Genomic DNA, 19,059 nt, shown 5'->3' with positions numbered 1-19,059 from the left:
ACACCCTTCGGCGACGGTGAACCGGTGACCACCTTCGACCTGTCCGCCGAGACCACCGTCGATTGCCCGGCCTCGAAGGGCTGGGCGATCCTCGCCGATTACGCCAACGACACCGCCTGGCGCACCGGCGTCGTCGCCATGACCGCCAACCCGCCCGGCCTCGTCGCGCCCGGCACCCGCACCGCCGAGGAACTCCGATTCGCCGGACGCACCTGGCGCAATGCCGGCGAAGTCCTCACGGTCGACCCCGGCACCCGGATGACCTGGCACACCACCTCGGGAGCCGATGCCGACGGCGCACGCACCGTGACCCCGCACGGTACGGATCGATCCCGGATTCGCTTGGAACTGCGGGTCACTCCGCATGGCCTGCAGCGGCCGTTCGGCGCGCTACTGGCCCGCATGCTGCAGCGCAATCTCGATCGCGATCTCGCCGCACTGCGTGCGCTGATCGAGCGCACGAGTGCGTGACGTTCCCAGCGCTCACCGACTTCGATCGGCCGAAGCCGTTGCGATGCAACGGCTTCGGCCGTCCCCTCTTATCGAAGCGGTCACCGTGCGTGCGCGGTGGCCTTCGCGGCCGGGTGGGGTGTGCCCACCAGGGTCGCCGGGTAGAGCGTTTGGGCGAACTTGCGGTCCTGGGCGTCGATGTCCAGGCCGCCCGGAACGGGCTTGCCGTCGCGCATGATCGAGCCCGGCAGCTGGTAGCACATGATCGACAGGGTGTCGGTCGGTGTGGCGATGAGGCTGACGTCCTCGAGCGGGGTCAGCACCTGGGCGCGGGTGGTGTCCGGGCTCCAGCCGTCGGTCGCCTGGAAGTACTTGATCGCCTTCTTGGGGTCGATGTCATCGACGACCTCGCGGCGCAGGTGCTCGTGCGGGAAGCCCAGGGTGTGGCCGGTCTCGTGGCGCACGACCCGCTTGTACTCGCTCTCGGGGGTGTCCATGGAGAAGGAGTCCAGGTTCATGGTCGGCTGGTCGGCGGCGATGTGCAGGATGTCGGTGCCCAGATACGACCAGTAGCCGTCGCCGGGGGTGCGGGCGATCCGCACTTCCGCGTCCTTGCTGCGGCTTTCGGAGAACTTGATGTTCGCGCCCGGCGACCACGCGTTCATGTGGCTGACGATGCGCTTCTTGAGGTCGGCGTCGTCGGTGTCGAGGAACCGGACGGCGAGGTGGACGCCGCCGCTGCGCCAGTACTTGGTGGTGAGGGCGGAGATGAACGCCTTGTTCACCGTCCCCGGGGCGACCAATCCGGTGACCGGGCGCAGGTACGGGCGGTTCGCGGGATTGATCTCCACGGCCGTCTTGGCGGCCGCGAACAGGGTGTCGCCGGGCAGGCTGCGCGGCGTGCACACGATGATGGCGTCTCCGGTGGACATGTCTTTCACTCCTGATGGTGATTCGTTGCGGTGAGGGTGACCTCGGTCCAGAGGTCGCCGTGCACGGCCAGGTGACCGGGTACGGCCTCGGGCGGCTGGTCCGCTCGGACCACCGTGTGATGGTGCTGTTCGAGCGACTCGACCAGCGACTTCTTGGGTATGGTCTTCACCCATCGCTGCACCGGCCCGAACGGGACCATCGCGTATCCCGATGTCTGCCAGTCCTTTTCGACGAATCGACGAGGAGTGGCGTTGTGCGACCCGTGATGGCCGACCTTGTACAGCGCCAGGTCGGTCAGCAGGTCGACATTGCGGGCGTCGGAGAACACGTACTCCCACGCCCCCTGCTGCGCGTCCCCGGGGAACAGCAGCCGCGTTCCGGACACATCGAGGACGAAGAAGACACTGGTGTTGTTCACGGCGTTCTCCAGAATCGCCGCGGCGCGCAGCAATCGGTCGTCATCGTGCACCAGATTCTCCAGCGCCAGATCCGTTTTCGCCTCCGGAAGCCGGCCCGGCAGCTGACCGGAGGTGATGTAGCGCGCGTGGAACAGCGGCGTGAGCGGTCCGGCGGAGTCGGCGCCGGCGCCCGCGCGGACCAGCGGCCACGTCTGCTGGGCGGGCGGATCCATGCGCTTGAGGAACTTGATGTCGCGGGAGGGCCCGAGAATGTGGGCGACCACGCCCACACGGTCCACGGCGATCCGGTTCTCGGCCTCGGTCCGGCTGGGCAGGAACCGCACCCGGTGCGGAGCGGCGAACCCCCGTTGATTACGGCCCAGCAGACGATCGGTCGCGGCGGCATTGCCCTGGGCGTTGAGCGCGAACATGCGGGCCTGTTCGACACCGGCGGGCAGGCGGCCGTCGAGTTCGGCGACGCGCCGTTGGCTCAGCGCCAGCAGGCCGTTGGCGGCCTCGGCCTGACCGCCGCGGATGCGACGCGCGTCCGCGTCGTCGGGATCCTCGACGAACGGCACCCACACCTCGTCCACCAGCACCTGCTCCCATTCCTCGCAGGCGAATCCGGTGATGTGGTCGGCGTGATGGTGGGTGGCGACCACGACATCGAGGTGCGGACGGTGGTCGGGAGCGGCCTCGGTGAGATCGGCGATGATGGCGCGCACCGAGTCGCGGATCGGCCGGGCCCGGCCCTGACTGTGGACACCGCAGTCGACCAGCATCCGCCAGGCGTCGTCGCCGCGGCGGACGGTCACCGTGAACGCGTCACCGAAGCCCACGTTGTACATGCGGACCGAAATCGTTGTCCGGGTGGCCATCTCGCACCTACTCCCCGGTCTCGGAATGGATCGTGGCGAAGCCGAGACGGTGGATCGCGTGCTCGGCCGTCCAGGCGCTCAACGGATCGGCGGCCTCGAGGGACTCGAACCATTGGGTCATTTCGGCGAGCCGTTGTTTACCGGCTTCGTGGAACTGTCTGGCGTTGTCGTCGGTCGCCAGCGCCGGGTCGCTCAGCGGCAGTGGCTTGGCGATGATGTATTCGACGCTGCCGTCGGCCCGGACGACCAGGGCGGTGCCCGCGCGGACCGCCGGTGGCTTGTACTGCTTCCGGTCCTCGAGATCGGTGCGGCGCTGCAGCAGCTGGATGGCCAGTTCGGGGCGCGGCAGCCGGTCGCCCGCCTGCCGGTAGGAGACGTGGATGCCCTCGCAGCTGATCGGCAACGTCGGATCGAGCCCGAGCTGCAGGGCGTTCACGCGCGCCCACGCGGTGATGCCGATGGCGACCTCACGGAAGACCGAACTCGTCGTCGGCAGCTCCAGGGCGCGGGGACTGCCATTGCCGTCCGGGACCGGCGGCGTACGCAGTTCGCCCGCCGCGCCGCCCGGATCCAGATCACGGGAGGCCGACAGGATGACCTTCGACAGATCCACCGCGTGCTTGCCCCGGCTGAGGTTCAGACCGGTGTCGGGCTGATGCCAGACCAGCGCCTCATCGGTCAGCGAGGCGACGCTGGTCGGCCAGATGCCGCGCCGGCGCAGCGCCTCCACCAAGGTGGCGCGCAGGTGCCTGCGGTCCTCGGGGTAGAGGCCGCGGTCGGCGGTGACGATCGCGCGCACCACATCGCCGAATCGGACATCCACCACCGGCAGATAATCGAAGGCGCGCACCACCATGCCGAGCAAGCGGTCCGCGGTCTTGACCGCCTCGTCGGCGATGCGGGACACCAGATCCGGGTGCAGGTGGCCGGGCGGCAGCACGCCGGTGCCGCCGGTCGAGATCCGCAGCAGATCCGCGATGGCGCTCTGATAGGAGTCGAGGTAGGCGTCGAAGACCGCGGCCACGAAGCACGCACCCAGTTCGTGCGGCTCCTGCGCGGCCAGAAACTGATTGGGGGTCCGGTCCGGGCTGCGGATCGCCGACCGCAGGGCCGCGCCGCGGCCGGTGGATTCGCCGAATTCCCGTGCCAGATCCAGGAGTCCGCCGCTCTTGCCGAGCTCGCCCGAGGTCTTGGTGATGGCGTCGACGACGACGTCGCGGTGGGTGAAATGCTGGAACAACGCCATCAGATCGGCGACCGCCTCATGCCAGGCGAAGACGTCGCGATGCGTGGATTCGCTGTAGAGACGGCGGATTCGGTGCACGATCGCGTGCGTCACCTCGTGGGCGACGATATCGCTCGACAGGCAGGTGAAGATGATCTGACTGGGCAGATTCGCGCCCGGGTTCTCCGCATCGGCCCGGTAGTAGCCGAACAGGACCGCGCGGCGCTTCGGATCGAAATAGGCGTTCTCGCCTTCGAAGGCGTGCGGAACCAGGCGCAGGACCTGCTCGCGGTGCCAGCGGAAACGGCGGCCCATGAAACGCTCGAACCGTTCCAGGACGCTCATCGCGACGGCGTAGACGACCTGCTGGTGGGCCCGCGGATCGCTCTCGGTCGGGCGAATTCCGTCCTGCGCCAACAGATACGGGTCGTCGAGGTCGATCGGGGCGTACCACGTCTCGCGGCTGGCGTCGTAGTCGACGACCTGCACGAGTCCGCCGTCCGGGCCGGGGCCCTTGAACTTCTCGAACGGGATGTCCAGGGTGAGGAAACGTCCGGTCAGGCGCGTCGACATGGGGTCGAAGGCGAAGGTCCGGAGTCGACGGCGCGCGGGCGGGCAGATGCCGCCCATGCTGTAGGCGACTACAGGTGCGGTTTCGTCCATTGCTCGTCCTCCCACCGGACTGCTCGCGGGATTCGCTTGCCGTAGTTCGTATCCGTCTCGCACCGGGTCCGCACGCTCGCGTGCAGCAGGGCATCCGCGGGAATGCGGCGGTGACGGTAGGTGAGCAGTGCCCAGATCCAGCCCATGCGGTGCACTCGGCCGCTCGCATGGTTCTCGGTCAGGGCGCAGACATCGCGATAGGCCTTGGGCTTGATGGTCAGTCCGGCCTCGATCGCGCCGTCGGCTATCCATTTCAGCGCGATCCCGGCCAGGCGCGGATCGTCCTCGAAGGTGCCGCCGACATCGGAATGGACCCCGGCGAACCAGGCCTCGGTGAGGACGGGCCGCTCACCCTTCGGGACGACCAGGTACTGCTCGTAGGGGCGTCGCTTCTCGTCGATGGAAACGGCGTGCCGGACGCGTTCGACATTCGGGATCTGGCGGGTGAATGGCCAGTGCAGATTCCAGCGGAACAAGCCGGCCGCCTTCACCGTGTCCCAGACCCCCAGATATTCGATGGGTATCGAGAATTCGCCCTCGGGCGTCTTCGAGCAGAAGGCGCGGGCATAGCGGCGCAGTTCGGGCCAATCCGTCGTCTTGCGGGTATAGGCGCTGACGACGTATTGGACGAGATTCTCGCTGCCGGGCCGCAGCAGGCCAGGCTCGTGCAATAGCCCCGCCAGCGCCCGCGCGGTATAGGCGCCGCGGCTGAAACCGAAGACGAACACCCGGTCGCCCGGACGCCAGTGTTCGATCAGATAGGTATAGGCCTCAGCGAGATTCGAGCGCAGTCCGCTGCCCACGGCCAGGCCGAGCATGCGCGACACCCAGCGCGCGGGCGGCGACCACGCGCCCCGGGCGCTGAAGGTGCCGACGCCCGGATCGTAGAACGCGATCTGCCGGGTGGAATCACTCAGATCGAGCATCTCGAACAGACGGACGACATTCGTGCTGCCGGTGGCCCGGAGTTGATTGCCTGTCCCGTCGAGACAGATGACGATGTTCTTCGCCGCCGATTCTTTGAACACCCATCGAGTGTCTCGCCGGAGAATTTCCACGTATCGAGTAGTGGCGTACTCGAATTTCGGGAAGGGGAGCGGTCGACTACTGACTTTTATTACCCCAGGTCACTACTTTCCTGTCAGCGGGAACCCACCCCGCCGGCTACCGGGAGCTCGACATCGAGTTCGGCAGCGAGCGCCGGCTCTGGGCCCCATTGTCCGGGCGACCATGATCAGACACTCCGGAACCGCGATATCGGTCCCGTTCGCGATCCCGAGTTTCTTTGCAAGCCAACCGGTTTCGCGGATTCCGGCGCGCGCGATTCGGGACCAAAGACCCTTTTCCGAGCCGGACCCGATGCCGTCCACTGAATTCACCGGCTCGGACGAAATCGCCACCAGCGGAACGGATTCCGGGCCGGGCAGGGGATAAGCCGGACGGAAGAAGGCTCACCATGCCATTGTCAGCAGCCGAGCTCGCCAGCCTGGGGAACACACCGATCACGCTGCGATCGACGGCCTTCGCGAACGTGTACCTACGCTTGGACGGGTATGCCTCGACCAGCACCGCCGACAACGGGAGCGGGACGGTCAATTGCCAGTACACCGCCGGGCAGTACGAGAGGTTCCGGGCGCGCGCGATGGCTGACGGCTCGTACGCCCTCGAGTCGGCCACCTTCCCGAACGTCTTTCTGCGGATGGACGGCAGCGGGGTGACCTCGCAGACCGGGTCCGGGGGCGGAACCGTGAACTGCCAGTACAGCACCGGCGGTCCGGGACCGTACGAGAAGTTCCACCTGAGCCCGCAGTCCGACGGCTCGTTCTCCTTCGAGTCGATCGGGTTCCCGAAGGTGTACCTGCGACTGAACGGCACCGGGGTCACCGCGTTCAACGGCAGTGGGGGAGGCGTGGTCAACTGCCAGTTCGCCGCCGACGGCGGCGTGCACGAGAAGTTCTTCCTCGAACTGGCCGACCAGCGCCTGGACTTCCAGATGCAGCATCAGCAGCAGACGCAGTGGTGCTGGGCCGCGACATCGACGAGCGTGGCGGTCTACTACGAGCCCGGGACCCCATGGACGCAGTGCACGGTGGTGAACGCCGAGGTGGGCCGCAACGACTGTTGCGGGGGCGCGGGATCGGTCGCGCCCTGCAATCAGCCGTGGTGGCTGGATCGAGCGCTGCAGCGGGTCGGGCACTACAACACGATCGTCGGAGCCCAGCTGACCACCGCCCAACTGGGCCTCGAACTCGCTGCCACACTGCCGGTCGGGACGCGCGTCGGCTGGGCGGGCGGCGGCGGGCACTTCATGGTGTTGCGCGGCCGCTTCATGTCCAACGGCGTCGAGTATGTGAGCGTCGCCGACCCCTGGTACGGCGACTCCGACGTCACCGACGCCACCTACCGCAACGCCTACCAGGGCTCCGGCACCTGGACCCATTCCTACAAGACCAAGCGCTGAGGAGACCGTCATGCCGTTGCACCTGCCCGAACCGCCCGCCGAGGTCCCCGACAAGGTGAAAGGCCGCCTCCACGCCTTCGCCGACAGCGGCAAGTTCTCCACCAAAGCGCTCAAGGGCGCCCGCAAGGAGAACCTCGACTTGTCCACGCCCCACGAGGTTTTCACCATGGGCCTCGACGACCTCGCCGCCGGCGCCGGCCTCGACCACGCCCAGCCCGTCGGCTGGCGCTACCTCGTCACCGACGGCACCCAGATCATCGCCAGCGCCGAAACCGTGCCGGCCCCCGACGGCACGCAGGAAGTCTCCCAGTTCACCGAGGGCCCCTTCGTCCTCGGCACCGACAAAGCCGTCAAAACCCTCCGCAAACTGCCCCAGCTGGAGAAGAAGGGCTACGAACTCCGCCTCCTCCGCATCCCCGCCCTCTACGTGATGGCGTTGTGGCTCCACTCGCCGACCGACGATCTCCTCGTCCCCCTGGAACCCTCACCCATCGGCAAGGAAGGCAAACCCGTCCCCACCGCCGACTTCCTCGCCGAACTCTCCGACCTCGCCCGCAACACCACCACCCCACCCGCCTGACCCCCACCCCCGGTCGAGAAAGCCGCTGCGCCGCAGCGGCTTTCGTCGTGGCCGCGACCTCGGAATCACTCGCGGAGAACCCCTGCTATCGCCGCCGGCGGCACTTCCCGACGCTGGACCATCTCGGCTTTGCCCTGCAGGGAGTTAGCTGATGATGAGAATGGCGCAATTTGTCATAGGCAAACTGGGTCTTTCGGTTTGCTGTCTGATTACCATGCCGCTTGTCTGTTCAGTTTGCCAGGACGCGCGGATTGGCGCGAACCTGGCACTGGTGGGAAGTGAGCCCGGTGATGGACGTGACCATGAACCTGCTGAGCGAGATCCGATGCCGGTACGGCAGTTTGGACGAGTTTCTCGCGCGACTGCATCGCGCGCTCGACGAACCCACGATCGAGTTGCCCGCCATGCGCGACACCGGTGCCGCCACCGGAGGGCGGCACCGCATGCGCGCTCGCGTGTGAGGCGTCACCCGCCGAACGCCGGGCCACTTCCTTCCTCAGTCGAGGCTGCGCGCTGTCACCAGGCCATGTTGGCGTAGCTCGCGAGCATTTCCTCGCTCTCGCGCGAGAGCTTCCAGGTGCCGCCGACGTCCTTCCAGGTCACCGAGAACGGGAAGGCATAGGATCCCAGCCGGCTGTTCAGCGTGGCGGACAGGACGTCACCGTCGACCGAGATCGGCCCCGACACGTCCCAGCTGTACCCCGGAATCCGCTGAATCACCTGACTCACGTTGGCGATCTGGCTCGCGTCGCCGGACTCCAACTCGGCGGCCGAGCCGTTCAGCGCCGCCTGCAGCTTGCCCTGCAGCTCACCCGCGGACGGCGTGGCCGGCGCGGCCACGGCGGCCGGAGCGGTCGCGACGACGGCGACGGCCGGCGCCAACAAGCTGGCGGACAGCATCGAGGCCACGACGAACTTGCGAATCATGAGCAGATCTCCTTTTAGGCTAGGTTAGCCTAACCATAACGCATGGCGGAGGTGTTGTGTCCAGACCTTCGTCGGAGAGCGGTCTGTCCGAACGGGATTCGCCAGCTCGTTGCGTGTCGGGCCGGCAGGGCCCGCGTCTGCGGTGTGGCCGGTTCGGCGTCGTCCTACCTTGTCGGGCGTGTGCTGGTGAATCGGTTGCGGTAGTCGGTGGGCGTGGTGGCCAGGTGGCGGGCGAAGGCGCGGCGCAGCGTCTCGTCGCTGCCGAGCCCGCTGCGGTGCGCGGCGGCGGTGACGGTGTGGCCCTGCAGCAGCAGCTGTTGCGCGTTCTCGACGCGCAGGCGCTCGAGCCACTGGGCAGGGGTGGTTCCGATGTCGGACTGGAAGATTCGGGTGAAGTGGCGGGGACTGAGTCCCGCGGCGGCGGCCATGGTGGCGGTGGTGTGCGGGCCGGCGCGGTCGGCGAGGACGGCGTCGATGACGGTGCGCAGCTCCACGTTTCGGGCGGGCGGGGTGCTCATCGCGTGCGAGAACTGCGATTGGCCGCCCGGACGCTGCAGGAACATGACCAGTTCCTGGGCGACCGCCCGGGCCGCGGCCGAACCGTGGTCGTCCTCCACCAGGGCCAGGGTCATGTCGATACCGGCGCTGATCCCGGCCGAGGTGAGATAGCGGCCGTGCCGGATGTGCAGCGCGTCGACGTCCACATCGACGCGCGGATAGCGACGTGCGAGCGCCGCGGCATGACGCCAGTGCGTGGTGGCTCGATGGCTGTCGAGCAGTCCGAGTTCGGCGAGCACGAACGCACCCGTGCACACCGCGGCCACCCGGACCGCACCATCGGTGAGCCGTGCGGCCGCCGCGAGCACGGCCGGATCGATGCGCCCGTCGGCGAGCCGGTCGCCGCCCGCCACGATCACGGTGTGCGCGGGAGCGGCGTCGCCCACCGCGATGCTCGCCAGTCCCAGGCCGCCCGACGTTCGCACCAGGCCACCGGCGGGGGAGACGACCTCGACGTCGTAGGGGTGTCCGAGGGTGGTGGCCTCGGACAGCACCTCGGACGGGCCGCTGACATCGAGCAGCGTGACCCCGTCGAACACCAGGATCGCCACCCGACGCCTCATGTCCATATCTGTGGTTCCCCGGTCGAAATTGTCATGGCAGCAGGCTATCGCCCGCTGACACAGTGAACAAGGAGCGAACCCGACCGAGAAGGAGCCGAACTTCCATGAGCACGACGATCGCGGGGGTACCGATCCCCGACAGCGCCATGGCCCGCGAGGCCGAACAGCTGGTGCGCGACGCCGCCACCCCGCTGGTGTACGACCACTCCCGACGGGTGTTCCTGTTCGCGGCCTTGCGTGGGCGTGAGCTGGACGTGGATTTCGACCCGGAGCTGCTGTACATCGGCGCGATGTTCCACGACCTGGGACTGACCGAGACCTATCGGCGCGACGACCAGCGTTTCGAGGTCGACGGGGCCGACGAAGCACGCCGGTTCCTGCACGCGCACGGCGTGAACGGTGAAGCCGCCCAACGGGTCTGGACGGCGATCGCCCTGCACACCACCCCCGAGATCCCGCTGCACATGGGCGCCGAGATCGCGCTGGTGACGCACGGCGTGGAGCTGGACGTGCTCGGCATCGGCTACGACGCGATCAGCGCCGCCGAACGCGAGCAGATCGTTGCCGCGCATCCGCGCCCGGACTTCAAGAACCAGATCCTGGCAGCGTTCACCGAGGGCATCGCCCACCGTCCCGGCACCACGTTCGGCAACGTCAAGGCCGACGTGCTCGCCCACTACCTGCCCGGATTCGTCCGAGACGACTTCGTCGAGGTCATCAAGAACTCGGCGTGGCCGCAGTGACCCCGCGCGACACCGCCGCGGCGACACCGGGCGACACCGCCGCGGTGGTCACCGACATGGCGCAACTGGTGATCCCCGAGTCGGCGGCGACCGCACGCGCTGTCGAGATCGCGGCGGAATACAGTTCGACAGCGCTGCTGCATCATTCGGTGCGCGCCTACCTGTGGGCGGCGGCGCTGGCCCGCCAGGAACAGATCGATTTCGACGCCGAACTGCTGTGGGTCGCGGCGATGTTCCACGACTTGGGACTGGTCACCGCCTTCGACAACCACCACCTGCCCTTCGACGAGGCCGGCGGACACCTGGCCAAGGTCTTCGCCGCGGGCCTGGGCTGGTCCGCCCACCGCCGCACCCGCCTGCTGGAGATCATCGTCCGCCACATGTGGCCGTCGGTCGACCTGTCCCTCGACCCCGAAGGACATCTGCTGGAACGTTCCACCGGCATCGACATCTCCGGCCGCGAAATCGACACGCTGAGCCCGCAACTGCGCCATCAGGTCCTCACCCGCTGGCCGCGCGCGGGACTGGCCGAAGAATTCACGCGCTGCTTCACCGACCAAGCCGCCCGCAAACCGCACAGCCCCGCGGCCACCGCCCTCGCCGCCGGACTGGCCGACCGACTCGCCGGCAACCGACTCGACCTCCCGAGCCCGGACTCGACTCACTGAGTACCCCTGGCAGCCGATCCGCGCGAATTCCCTGACCGGACAGGGATTCGGCGATCATGCTTTGCGGATGGTGCTGAAGGGGTCGGGGTCGGCGGGCGGCTCGTCCAGCAGGTGACGCAGGCGTGCGTTGACCAAGCGCAGCTGCGCCAGGTCATCGTCACGGATCATGCGGTGCCCCTGCGCGATCAGGGTGTCGGCCAGCGCGACGTCGGTCATCGTGGCGTGGTTCTCGCAGAGCTCCTCGAAGATGATGATCTGGAGTTCCCCCGTGTGGTCGAGCAGTCGGCTCCACAGCTTGCGGAGGTCGGAGACGCGCTGGCGGAGCAGATCGGGGGCACGGTTGTCGATGGCCTTGTACACCGCCTCCTCGAGCTGGTCGAACTCGTGGCGGAACAGCTCGTGGCCGACGTCCCCGACGCGGGCCCGGGTATAGCCGACCATCTCCTTGGCTTCGGCGACGAGGCTCGGCCAGATGAGTTCGTCCTCGGCCTCGTCGATGGCGGCGCGCAGGTCGCGCAGGCGCTGGGCGCCCGCCACCGCGGCGTCCGGGTCGGTGGCGGCGGCCTCGACCAGGTGCTGGGTGTCGCTCACCGTCTTCTCCTGGTCGAGACGCTCCAGCAGCATCCCCGAGGTCGGATTCCCGAAGCCGGCGGCGCGCTCGCGAACCTCGGCGAGGCGCTGCAGCTCCGCCTCGGTGTCGCGGCGCAATTGGTCTGCGTCGGGCAGGGTTTCGGTGCGCAGGTCGATGACGTTCTCGAATTCGGCGTCGAGGTAGGGCAGGTAGGCGCGAGCGACCAGGATGCGCGAGGCGTCGATTTCGACGGTCACCTCGATCTCGCTGCCCGCGGGCACGGAGCGCTCGATCTCCTCGGCGGTGATGTCCAGCCGGCCGATGACACGGTTGCGGTCGGCGCGCGCGTGCTCGCCCTCCACCACCGGGATTCGGATCAACCCGGACTTCGCGATGCCGCGCAGCACCCCGACCGAGGTGCGCAGCCGCTTACGGGCGCGGGTGGGCAGCGGAGTATTGCGTTCGATCAGCTCTTCGGTGGTGTTGTCGGCCAGGCCGAGACCGATCCGGTGGGTCAGCAGCGGTTGGGTCTCGACCGCCCCGAAGGTGTAGGTCAGGTGATCCGGCACGAGTTCGCGGCGGCGACCGGCGGCATCGGTGAGCTCGAGCTCGAAGGTGTTGGCGCGGCCCGTATCCGCCCACAGCGTAGTGGAGAACACCCCCGTGTCCGCGACGGCGATCTTGCCGCTGCGCCAGGGCGGCTGGGACTCCGCATTGACCACCTCGATGGTGAGACCGTCTGGTACCTCGCCATCGGCGGCGGCGATCCGTCCGACCACGAGCGGCTCCCGGTCCGGGCCGACAGGCGAGTATTCGAGCTGGGCGGTGAACCCGCCGGGTGCGGCCACGGGCGCGGCGGTCTGCGGAATCCGTTGCGTCCCGGCGAATATCGCGGCGCCCCGGGCCACGACGGTCAACGGATCCTGGCTGTGGTCGAGCGGGATGCCGAGGCCGTGCCGGTCGTCGCCGAGGAACTCGCGCAGGTAAGGCGACAGAGTCGGACCGCCGACCAGGATCATCTTGCCGATATCGCCGGGCGTCAGATGCGCTTCCTCGAGCGCCTTGCGGCACAGGTTCACCGACCGGGTGATCAGCGGCTCGGACAGGCGCTCCACCTCGGAACGCCGTAATTCGTAATAGAACTCGAATCTGCGCCCGGCGCCGTCGTCGAGTTCGACCTCGATATCGGCCGACGGTGAGCGCGACAGCTGGATCTTCGCCTTCTCGGCATGGAGCTTGAGCTTGTTGACCGCCGAACGCCACCGCACCGTGCCGCGGGCCAGATCGGGCAGCCCGAATTCGGCACGCACAGCGGGCAGCAGCAGTTCCTCGACGATTCGCCAGTCGATCAGCTTGCCGCCGAGATAGTTGTCGCCGCGGTGGTTGAGCACCGTGAATTCGCCTTCGCGCAACTGGATGACGGCGGCGTCGAAGGTGCCGCCCCCGAGGTCGTACACCAACCAGCGCGCGTCCTCGTCCGCGGACTGGAATCCGTAGGTCAGCGCGGCCGCGGTCGGTTCCTGCAAGAGCGGCGAGAAACGCAGGCCCGCGGCCTCGGCGGCGGCGCGGGTGGCGTCGCAGGCCGCCATGTCGAAGGCGGCGGGCACCGTCACCACCGCGGCCTCGATCTCCTCGCCGAGCCGCTGCTGCACATCGGCGCGCAGCGATTTGAGCACCTCGGCGGACAGCTGCGGAGGAGTGAGATCGCGTCCACTGGAGGTGAATCGCACCGATTCACCCGCGGTTCCCATGCGCAGCTTGAATTCCACGGCGGTGTTGTCCGGGTCGGATTCACTGCGTTCCTTGGCCGCGCGGCCCACCCGCAACTGCTCGCGGCGATCGATCCAGATCGCCGACGGGGTAGTGTCGGCGTCCTCGTTGTTCTTGACGATGTCGGCCTCGACGCCGCGCAGCACGGCGACGGCGCTGTTGGTGGTGCCGAGATCGATCCCGAAATCAACGGTCGATCTGTCCATGGGGGTCCTCCGAGAGTTGTTGCGCGAGTTCGGGAGTGGCGACGATGATCTGGCCGCGCTGCACGAGCCGGCCGTCGAGATACACCGTCGGCGTGATCGTTTCCAGGACCGTCTCGCGGTCCGCCGAATCCGTGGGCGCGAAGGCGATCACCTCCACCGATTGGCCCGGATCGAACGCCTCACCGGTATGCGACTGCACCTGCACGCCCGCATCCGCCAGTGCGTGCGCCATCGAATCGACCTGGCGGGACAGGGAATTCAGCAGTCGTGCCGAGTCGTCCCCGTCAGCGGCGGAATTGGCGGCGAGCTTGCTCTGCAACCGCCACACCATTGTCGCCATTTCCACCAGCACCGGCCGAAAATCCTTGCCGTCCATGACACCTCACTTGTCGGGAGACTGCTGGAGGGACCGCTTGCCTTTGATCCATCCCTTGGCCATCAGTTCGACGACGGTGGGAAACGTGTAGGCGTGGGCCTTGATCTCACGGCCGTAATCCGCACTGCTGGCGACAATCGCCACCAGCAGTCCGACCCCGCCCACGATGAACGCCGGGTGGATGACCAGCCCGACGAAGAAGCCGACGATTGTCGTCATACCGCCCAGCCGAGCGGCCGAGGCGGCGCGTCTCTCCCGCCGTGCCGCCGGCTGATGCGCCTCCCAGCACTTCGCGCACCTCGGAACCGCAACGGTGCGAAAGCGCCAATTGCTCGTGCCGCCTAGCTGGTCGCTCATGTCTCGATGCAGATCGAGCCCCAGGGAGGATCCGGCGTCCTTGGGTTCCTTCCGGCAGAACCAGCAGATGTTCTCCAGCGAGCCGGTGTCGTCGCGCCGCCCGCGGAGTCGCGCCAGATTGGCGGTCTGGTCGGCCACATACTTCTTCGCGACGATGCCGAGGGGCAGGGGCTGGATCCTCGCGTGCAACGGCTCGACGGCGTCCAGATCACCGGTCTGATTGAAATAGTCCGCCAGGCAGTAGGTGGCCCGGGTGGCGACCGCGTCCTGAAACTCCACCAGTAGCTCATCGTCCGGCCCCAGGTAGGCCCGCATCCTGGGGAGCATGAACTGGGCACGGTCCAGCAGGTATCGCGCCACGTCCGCACCGGCGCGCCGATCGGCCGCGGTGCTGGTCCGCGCGTGTTCGAGCAGTTCCGCGAGGTGGCGGCGCGCGGTGTAGGCCCAGATCTCGGCGAGCCGCCGCCGCATCGAGTCGGCCCCGGGGACGGCGAGCCGCTCGAGCAGAGCTGCGCTCGCCGCCCAATCATCGGTCTCGTTCAGATATCTGATGTCGAGATTGACCGCGGTCCACACGAGTTCGTCGTGCGCGCCCAAGCCCTCCAGGTCGGTCGGCTCGCGGAGCCGGTCCATCGCCAGCAACGACACTCGCGCGCGGTCGAGCATGCGATGTGCCGCCGCCAACGCCTCGCGCCCCTCGATGTCGGTTACATCCCCGGCGATGGTTCTGATGTGGGAGGCGAGGATCCCGACGGTCGAACGCCGCATCTCGTCGAAGACGGCGGTGCCGAAGGAACTCGGCGCCCGGGATACTTGCTCGCCGAATCGCGTGAGCACGTCGATGTGCAGCATCGTGGTCGCGGCATCGTCGTCCTTGGCGGCGTGCACGAGTTGCGCGGCGTGGAGACGCAGGACCGCGGCCGGCAGCGCACGTCGCAGTTCGGCCAGCGCCGAGTCGTTCAGCCTGCGCTCGTCGATGCGGCGGGCCCGGGCTCGCAATCGTTCCCACAGCGCCGGGCCGGCGAGCGCGACATCCCAGGCGGTGAGCGCGTCCAGCCAGGTTTCCGGTGCGCGCCCGCGGCGCGACTCCAGACCCTGGATGGACCGCACGACGGCCAGATTGTGTGCCGCGATACCGTTCTCTTCGAGCTGACTCAGCCAGATCTGTTCCGCACCGCTGAGGTCGCCCGCGGCCAGTGCGTCCCACGCGGGATCGGCGTCGTCCGCCGGCCAGATCCAGAACAGCTCGTGCACCAGGCGATTCACCGGGTCGCGCAGATGGTTGAGGGCGGCCCGGACATCGGCGGTTTCGGGGGCCGGGGACACCGGCAATACGCCCGGGCTCGCCACCGGCGCACCGAGCCGCTCGCTCGCTTCGAGTTCGGTTACCCGCGCACGAAATCGGCGCGAGTCCGCGTCGGTGCGCAATCCGGCGAGCCGGAATGGGTTGCGCAGGTAGGGGGAGTCGTCGAGCACCGCGTCCAATGCCGCGGTCACGCCCGTCGACGCGGTGGTCTCCGGCACGGATGGCGGCTCCGCCGCGAGTGGAACAGTCTCGGGCAGAACGGTTCTCAGCAGTTCGAGTCGCGGCTCGGCGGCTCCGCGGAGACGTTCCAGGTTCGCCTGGGCGTTCGGGTCGCCGAACGCGATAGCGCGCTCGTACCATTCGGCGGCCGCGACCAGGTTCGGCACCGTCATGGTCCGCTCGAGCATGAGGCCCAGGTTGTTCATGGCCCCGGCCTGTCCTCCGGCCGCGGCCTTCTCGTACCGCAGCATCGCGTCGCCGAGGTTCCCGTCGGCCGCATCGAGTAGACCGACCTCGAAGTCGGCCAGGGCGCAACCTTGGTTCGCGTCCTTCTCGTACCAGTACCGTGCCCGCTCGCGATCTGGGGGATACATCCGATACAGGTAGTGGAACCCCAGTTTGTGCATGGCCTCCGGCGTGCCGCTGTCGGCGGCCTTCTCGTACCACGACACCGCCGCGTCGTAGTCGCGCGGTTTCACCTTCTCCGACAGCAGCGATCCGAGCCGGAAGGACGCGGCGGATTCGCCTGCCGCGGCAGCCTTCTCGAACCATCGGCGGGCCGCGGGGTAGTCCGGCGGATCCGCTGTCTCCGACAGCACCCCGAGTTCGTACATCGCCCGGGGGTCCCCTCCGTCAGCCGCCCGCTCGAACCCCTCCCGCGTCGTCACCGCAGCCACGTCCTCCCCAAGGCCGTTCCGCCACAAGGCCCCTCGCACCTTGTCAGCAGCCAACGCCCTTCAACGCGACATGGTACCGACTGCCCGCTTGGTAGTCGGCCGCTTTTCTGGCCCACGGCGACGAAAGAGACCCTGGAAACGACGAACGCCGCTGCGTAGGCAACGGCGTTCGATCGAACTGTGTCCGGAGGGGGACTTGAACCCCCACGCCCTAATACGGGCACTAGCACCTCAAGCTAGCGCGTCTGCCATTCCGCCACCCGGACCGGTGATGCTGGACAAGATTAGCGGAGGGGTTGGCGGAAACGGAAATCGGGGCTGGGCCAGGCGAAATGGGGTGCGCGGGGGAGGGTTTGGGGCTAGTGGAGGATGCCGAGGAGATTGGCGTTCTTGATGGGGGTGTCCTTGTTGGCCTGGATCTGGCAGAGGCTCTGGACTGCCGCCATGGAGAGGTCGACCTGGGTGCCGGACGGCTCGTTCTGGGTGCCGGACTGCTGCTTGATGAACTTGGTGATGGTGATGCGCTGGGTGTCGCCGCTCTGGATCAGGTAGTCGCTGCACTTGGTGTCGCCGCCCTGATTGAGCGCCTTCTCGACATCCGAGCAACCCGAGAGCAGGGTTACGGCCAGTGCGGCGGCCGCCACGGCCGTCCATCGCGCGGTGTTCATCATGCGTTCCTCGTGGGTCGTGCGCGGGGCCGAGGCGGCCGCGCGATCGACCGCCACTGTAGATGGGCGCGACCGCCCCGCAATCGGGGGCGGACCCGGAGATTCAACTCCGGGTCGGGTGACTTGCGTCATAGCGCGCGTCGGGGGTCCTCAGCGGTAGTCGGTGGCGCCGGCCGTGCGCCAGACCCGCGCCTCGCCGCCACCGCCGCGGCGACCGAGCAACTCGGCCAGGCCCGCCATCGCGCGCGGGTCGCCGTGGGTGGCGGCCGTGCGCCACCAGTGTTCGGCCTCGGAGTAGTCGCCGCGGCGGTAGCGGACCACACCCAGGTCGTAGGCCGCACCCACATGCCCGAATTCGGCTGCCTGCGCCCATAGTTGGCAGGCCTGCTCCTCGTCGCCGCGGCTCTGCATCGCCACACCCAGCTCGTAGAGCGCGTTCTGGTAGCGACTGGCCTCGGCGGGCAGATCGGGACGCGGCAGTTTCCTGGCAGTGGTGAGCTCGACGACGAGTTCTCCGAAATCGGGCGGTCCGACGCCGGTGGAACAGTGCAGGACGGTCATGGTCGGTTCGCGGGTGATGAGCATCCCGTAGTTGCCGACCCACGAGACGGTCGCGCCGCTGTCGTCGACCCAGACGGGGGTCAGAGTGATCGCGGCGTCGGTGTCGGTGGGGCACACCTCGAGGTCGATCCCGCCGTCCATCGCGTCACTCCAGACGTCAACCCCCCTGATCTGGCGGCCGCCCAGCAACACATTCCCCCGGTCGACGGCGAGCCCGATGCCGAGGCTGCGCACCCCCGCCCGCGCGACGGCCGCGCGCAGGGTCAGCCGGACGGTGGCGAGGGAGTCCCCGAGAGTCTCCGAGTGCAGCGGGTAGACCTGCGCTCCGTTCCAGGTCACGGGGTGCGCGCTGGCGTATCGATCGGCCAGGGACGGCACGGTCGCGGCCGGTTCGGCGTACGGATACGACCCCTGCATCTGCCCCGCCCTTCGCCGGTGCCCGGTGATGTTCGCGCCCACCGTAGTACCGATGCCCGGCGTGGGGTCGAGTATTTGCCAGCTACGTCTGCCAGCAAACTTCTGGTCAGTCGACCGGTGTCGTGGGAGGCTCGAGACGGGCCTCCCGTGTCCAAATTTCGCCGGTCGGTCGACGTGTCGGCCACGTCCACGCGGTGTGTCGTACTTGCGGAGGGCCCACTGTCCTGTTGAATCGTCGGCGAAATACCAGCGAACGAGTGAAAGGTAAGGACATATGGCTCTGCCCACCATGACCCCCGAACAACGCTCCGAGGCGCTGGCGAAGGCCGCGGCGGTTCGTAAGGCCCGCTCGGAACTCATCGCGCAGGTCAAGAAGGGGTCTGTCAGTCTCGCCGAGGTGCTCAAGCGCGCCGACGCGGAGGACTTGGTCAAGAAGACGAAGGTGGCGGCGGTCATCAAGGCGCTGCCGGGTATCGGCCCCGTCAAGGCGGCCAAGCTGATGGACGAGGCCGAGATCCCCGCCGACCGCCGCATCGGCGGCCTGGGCTCCCGGCAGCGCGCCGCGCTGCTGGAGGCGCTGAAGGCTTGAGATCGGGGGGTGGCCTGCCGGGCCGGCATCCGGCCCGGCGGCAACCACTCCCACCGCCTCCTCTCGCTCGGCAAACACGCACTACATCGACCGATTTGGTCCGCGCGGCCCGATCCGATAACCTTGCTGAGCACCACCGGTCCGGGTGGCGGAATGGCAGACGCGCTAGCTTGAGGTGCTAGTGCCCGTATTAGGGCGTGGGGGTTCAAGTCCCCCTCCGGACACAGTGAAGACGAAGGCCGCTGCATCGCAGCGGCCTTCGGCGGAACCCCGGCAGGGGTACACCACATCGAGG

The 19,059-nt window shown here is 68.1% G+C and carries 18 protein-coding genes and 2 tRNA genes; 8 read left to right on the top strand and 12 right to left on the bottom strand.

Annotated features, from left to right (window positions below):
* Positions 1-24 precede the first annotated feature (24 nt).
* On the top strand, positions 25-471 hold the full coding sequence (locus tag ABZ382_RS00100) for an SRPBCC family protein (RefSeq protein ID WP_357081684.1): 447 nt from the start codon (positions 25-27) through the stop codon (positions 469-471).
* 80 nt (positions 472-551) lie between these two features.
* Here the strand turns inward: ABZ382_RS00100 and ABZ382_RS00095 are convergent, their stop codons facing one another.
* Genes ABZ382_RS00095 through ABZ382_RS00080 form a run of 4 tightly spaced genes read right to left on the bottom strand, consistent with a single transcriptional unit; the run spans position 552 to position 5,575 of the window.
* Complete coding sequence (locus ABZ382_RS00095) at positions 552-1,382, bottom strand: M12 family metallopeptidase (protein ID WP_357081682.1); 831 nt, start codon at positions 1,380-1,382, stop codon at positions 552-554.
* A gap of 5 nt (positions 1,383-1,387) precedes the next feature.
* Positions 1,388-2,659 carry a hypothetical protein gene (locus ABZ382_RS00090; protein WP_357081680.1) on the bottom strand — a complete coding sequence of 424 codons (1,272 nt, stop codon included), beginning with the start codon at positions 2,657-2,659 and terminating at the stop codon, positions 1,388-1,390.
* 7 nt (positions 2,660-2,666) lie between these two features.
* Positions 2,667-4,547 (bottom strand): hypothetical protein, encoded by a 1,881-nt coding sequence (locus ABZ382_RS00085; RefSeq protein WP_357081678.1) that lies wholly within the window; start codon positions 4,545-4,547, stop codon positions 2,667-2,669.
* Positions 4,526-5,575 carry a DUF2235 domain-containing protein gene (locus ABZ382_RS00080; protein ID WP_357081676.1) on the bottom strand — a complete coding sequence of 350 codons (1,050 nt, stop codon included), beginning with the start codon at positions 5,573-5,575 and terminating at the stop codon, positions 4,526-4,528. The genes ABZ382_RS00085 and ABZ382_RS00080 overlap by 22 nt, the downstream gene beginning before the upstream one ends.
* Positions 5,576-6,003: 428 nt before the next feature.
* Here ABZ382_RS00080 and ABZ382_RS00075 point away from each other — a divergent pair, with 428 nt between their 5' ends.
* From ABZ382_RS00075 to ABZ382_RS00065, 3 genes are all read left to right on the top strand, one after another.
* Positions 6,004-7,008, top strand: a complete 1,005-nt coding sequence (locus ABZ382_RS00075; RefSeq protein ID WP_357081673.1) for a papain-like cysteine protease family protein — start codon at positions 6,004-6,006, stop codon at positions 7,006-7,008.
* A 10-nt stretch (positions 7,009-7,018) separates the two neighbouring features.
* Positions 7,019-7,588, top strand: coding sequence for a hypothetical protein (locus ABZ382_RS00070; RefSeq protein ID WP_357081671.1), 570 nt, complete (start codon positions 7,019-7,021; stop codon positions 7,586-7,588).
* Between the two features lie 251 nt (positions 7,589-7,839).
* Positions 7,840-8,049: a hypothetical protein gene (locus tag ABZ382_RS00065; RefSeq protein WP_357081669.1), complete on the top strand. Its 210-nt coding sequence runs from the start codon at positions 7,840-7,842 to the stop codon at positions 8,047-8,049.
* Positions 8,050-8,104: 55 nt separating this feature from the next.
* Here the strand turns inward: ABZ382_RS00065 and ABZ382_RS00060 are convergent, their stop codons facing one another.
* Both ABZ382_RS00060 and ABZ382_RS00055 read right to left on the bottom strand, forming a co-directional pair.
* Positions 8,105-8,515, bottom strand: coding sequence for a hypothetical protein (locus ABZ382_RS00060; protein ID WP_357081667.1), 411 nt, complete (start codon positions 8,513-8,515; stop codon positions 8,105-8,107).
* 164 nt (positions 8,516-8,679) lie between these two features.
* Positions 8,680-9,636: a helix-turn-helix domain-containing protein gene (locus ABZ382_RS00055; protein WP_357081665.1), complete on the bottom strand. Its 957-nt coding sequence runs from the start codon at positions 9,634-9,636 to the stop codon at positions 8,680-8,682.
* A gap of 104 nt (positions 9,637-9,740) precedes the next feature.
* On the opposite strand from ABZ382_RS00055, the gene ABZ382_RS00050 reads away from it, so the two are divergent.
* Entirely contained in the window at positions 9,741-10,379 is a 639-nt protein-coding gene (locus tag ABZ382_RS00050) for an HD domain-containing protein (RefSeq protein WP_357081663.1), read from the top strand.
* Complete coding sequence (locus ABZ382_RS00045; RefSeq protein WP_357081661.1) at positions 10,367-11,047, top strand: HD domain-containing protein; 681 nt, start codon at positions 10,367-10,369, stop codon at positions 11,045-11,047. The genes ABZ382_RS00050 and ABZ382_RS00045 overlap by 13 nt, the downstream gene beginning before the upstream one ends.
* Positions 11,048-11,101: 54 nt before the next feature.
* On the opposite strand, the gene ABZ382_RS00040 is transcribed toward ABZ382_RS00045, so the two are convergent.
* The 6 genes from ABZ382_RS00040 to ABZ382_RS00015 form a co-directional block, all read right to left on the bottom strand.
* Positions 11,102-13,594, bottom strand: a complete 2,493-nt coding sequence (locus ABZ382_RS00040) for an Hsp70 family protein (protein WP_357081659.1) — start codon at positions 13,592-13,594, stop codon at positions 11,102-11,104.
* Positions 13,575-13,970, bottom strand: a complete 396-nt coding sequence (locus ABZ382_RS00035) for a hypothetical protein (protein WP_357081657.1) — start codon at positions 13,968-13,970, stop codon at positions 13,575-13,577. Before ABZ382_RS00035 ends, ABZ382_RS00040 begins: the two co-directional genes overlap by 20 nt.
* Before the next feature lie 6 nt (positions 13,971-13,976).
* Positions 13,977-16,466 carry a tetratricopeptide repeat protein gene (locus ABZ382_RS00030; RefSeq protein WP_357081655.1) on the bottom strand — a complete coding sequence of 830 codons (2,490 nt, stop codon included), beginning with the start codon at positions 16,464-16,466 and terminating at the stop codon, positions 13,977-13,979.
* A gap of 244 nt (positions 16,467-16,710) precedes the next feature.
* A tRNA-Leu gene (locus tag ABZ382_RS00025) sits at positions 16,711-16,795 on the bottom strand.
* A 93-nt stretch (positions 16,796-16,888) separates the two neighbouring features.
* The gene (locus tag ABZ382_RS00020) at positions 16,889-17,197 is read right to left on the bottom strand and encodes a hypothetical protein (protein WP_357081653.1); all 309 of its coding nucleotides are present in this window, start codon (positions 17,195-17,197) and stop codon (positions 16,889-16,891) included.
* Between the two features lie 150 nt (positions 17,198-17,347).
* Positions 17,348-18,175 (bottom strand): hypothetical protein, encoded by an 828-nt coding sequence (locus ABZ382_RS00015; RefSeq protein ID WP_357081652.1) that lies wholly within the window; start codon positions 18,173-18,175, stop codon positions 17,348-17,350.
* A 274-nt stretch (positions 18,176-18,449) separates the two neighbouring features.
* On the opposite strand from ABZ382_RS00015, the gene mihF reads away from it, so the two are divergent.
* Positions 18,450-18,764, top strand: a complete 315-nt coding sequence (gene mihF / locus ABZ382_RS00010; protein ID WP_357081650.1) for an integration host factor, actinobacterial type — start codon at positions 18,450-18,452, stop codon at positions 18,762-18,764.
* Positions 18,765-18,903: 139 nt separating this feature from the next.
* A tRNA-Leu gene (locus tag ABZ382_RS00005) sits at positions 18,904-18,988 on the top strand.
* Positions 18,989-19,059 lie beyond the last annotated feature (71 nt).

The organism is Nocardia sp. NPDC005825, assembly GCF_040630175.1.
Lineage (GTDB): Bacteria > Actinomycetota > Actinomycetes > Mycobacteriales > Mycobacteriaceae > Nocardia.
This window is presented reverse-complemented; position numbering and strand designations above follow the sequence as displayed.

Excerpts from the sequence above, each read along its gene's own strand:
- mihF (WP_357081650.1), top strand. The coding sequence starts at position 18,450 with ATGGCTCTGCCCACCATGACCCCCGAACAACGCTCCGAGGCGCTGGCG.
- ABZ382_RS00055 (WP_357081665.1), bottom strand. The coding sequence starts at position 9,636 with ATGAGGCGTCGGGTGGCGATCCTGGTGTTCGACGGGGTCACGCTGCTC.
- ABZ382_RS00050 (WP_357081663.1), top strand. The coding sequence starts at position 9,741 with ATGAGCACGACGATCGCGGGGGTACCGATCCCCGACAGCGCCATGGCC.
- ABZ382_RS00040 (WP_357081659.1), bottom strand. The coding sequence starts at position 13,594 with ATGGACAGATCGACCGTTGATTTCGGGATCGATCTCGGCACCACCAAC.
- ABZ382_RS00090 (WP_357081680.1), bottom strand. The coding sequence starts at position 2,659 with ATGGCCACCCGGACAACGATTTCGGTCCGCATGTACAACGTGGGCTTC.
- ABZ382_RS00095 (WP_357081682.1), bottom strand. The coding sequence starts at position 1,382 with ATGTCCACCGGAGACGCCATCATCGTGTGCACGCCGCGCAGCCTGCCC.
- ABZ382_RS00015 (WP_357081652.1), bottom strand. The coding sequence starts at position 18,175 with ATGCAGGGGTCGTATCCGTACGCCGAACCGGCCGCGACCGTGCCGTCC.
- ABZ382_RS00035 (WP_357081657.1), bottom strand. The coding sequence starts at position 13,970 with ATGGACGGCAAGGATTTTCGGCCGGTGCTGGTGGAAATGGCGACAATG.
- ABZ382_RS00075 (WP_357081673.1), top strand. The coding sequence starts at position 6,004 with ATGCCATTGTCAGCAGCCGAGCTCGCCAGCCTGGGGAACACACCGATC.
- ABZ382_RS00030 (WP_357081655.1), bottom strand. The coding sequence starts at position 16,466 with ATGTACGAACTCGGGGTGCTGTCGGAGACAGCGGATCCGCCGGACTAC.
- ABZ382_RS00060 (WP_357081667.1), bottom strand. The coding sequence starts at position 8,515 with ATGATTCGCAAGTTCGTCGTGGCCTCGATGCTGTCCGCCAGCTTGTTG.
- ABZ382_RS00085 (WP_357081678.1), bottom strand. The coding sequence starts at position 4,547 with ATGGACGAAACCGCACCTGTAGTCGCCTACAGCATGGGCGGCATCTGC.
- ABZ382_RS00020 (WP_357081653.1), bottom strand. The coding sequence starts at position 17,197 with ATGAACACCGCGCGATGGACGGCCGTGGCGGCCGCCGCACTGGCCGTA.
- ABZ382_RS00070 (WP_357081671.1), top strand. The coding sequence starts at position 7,019 with ATGCCGTTGCACCTGCCCGAACCGCCCGCCGAGGTCCCCGACAAGGTG.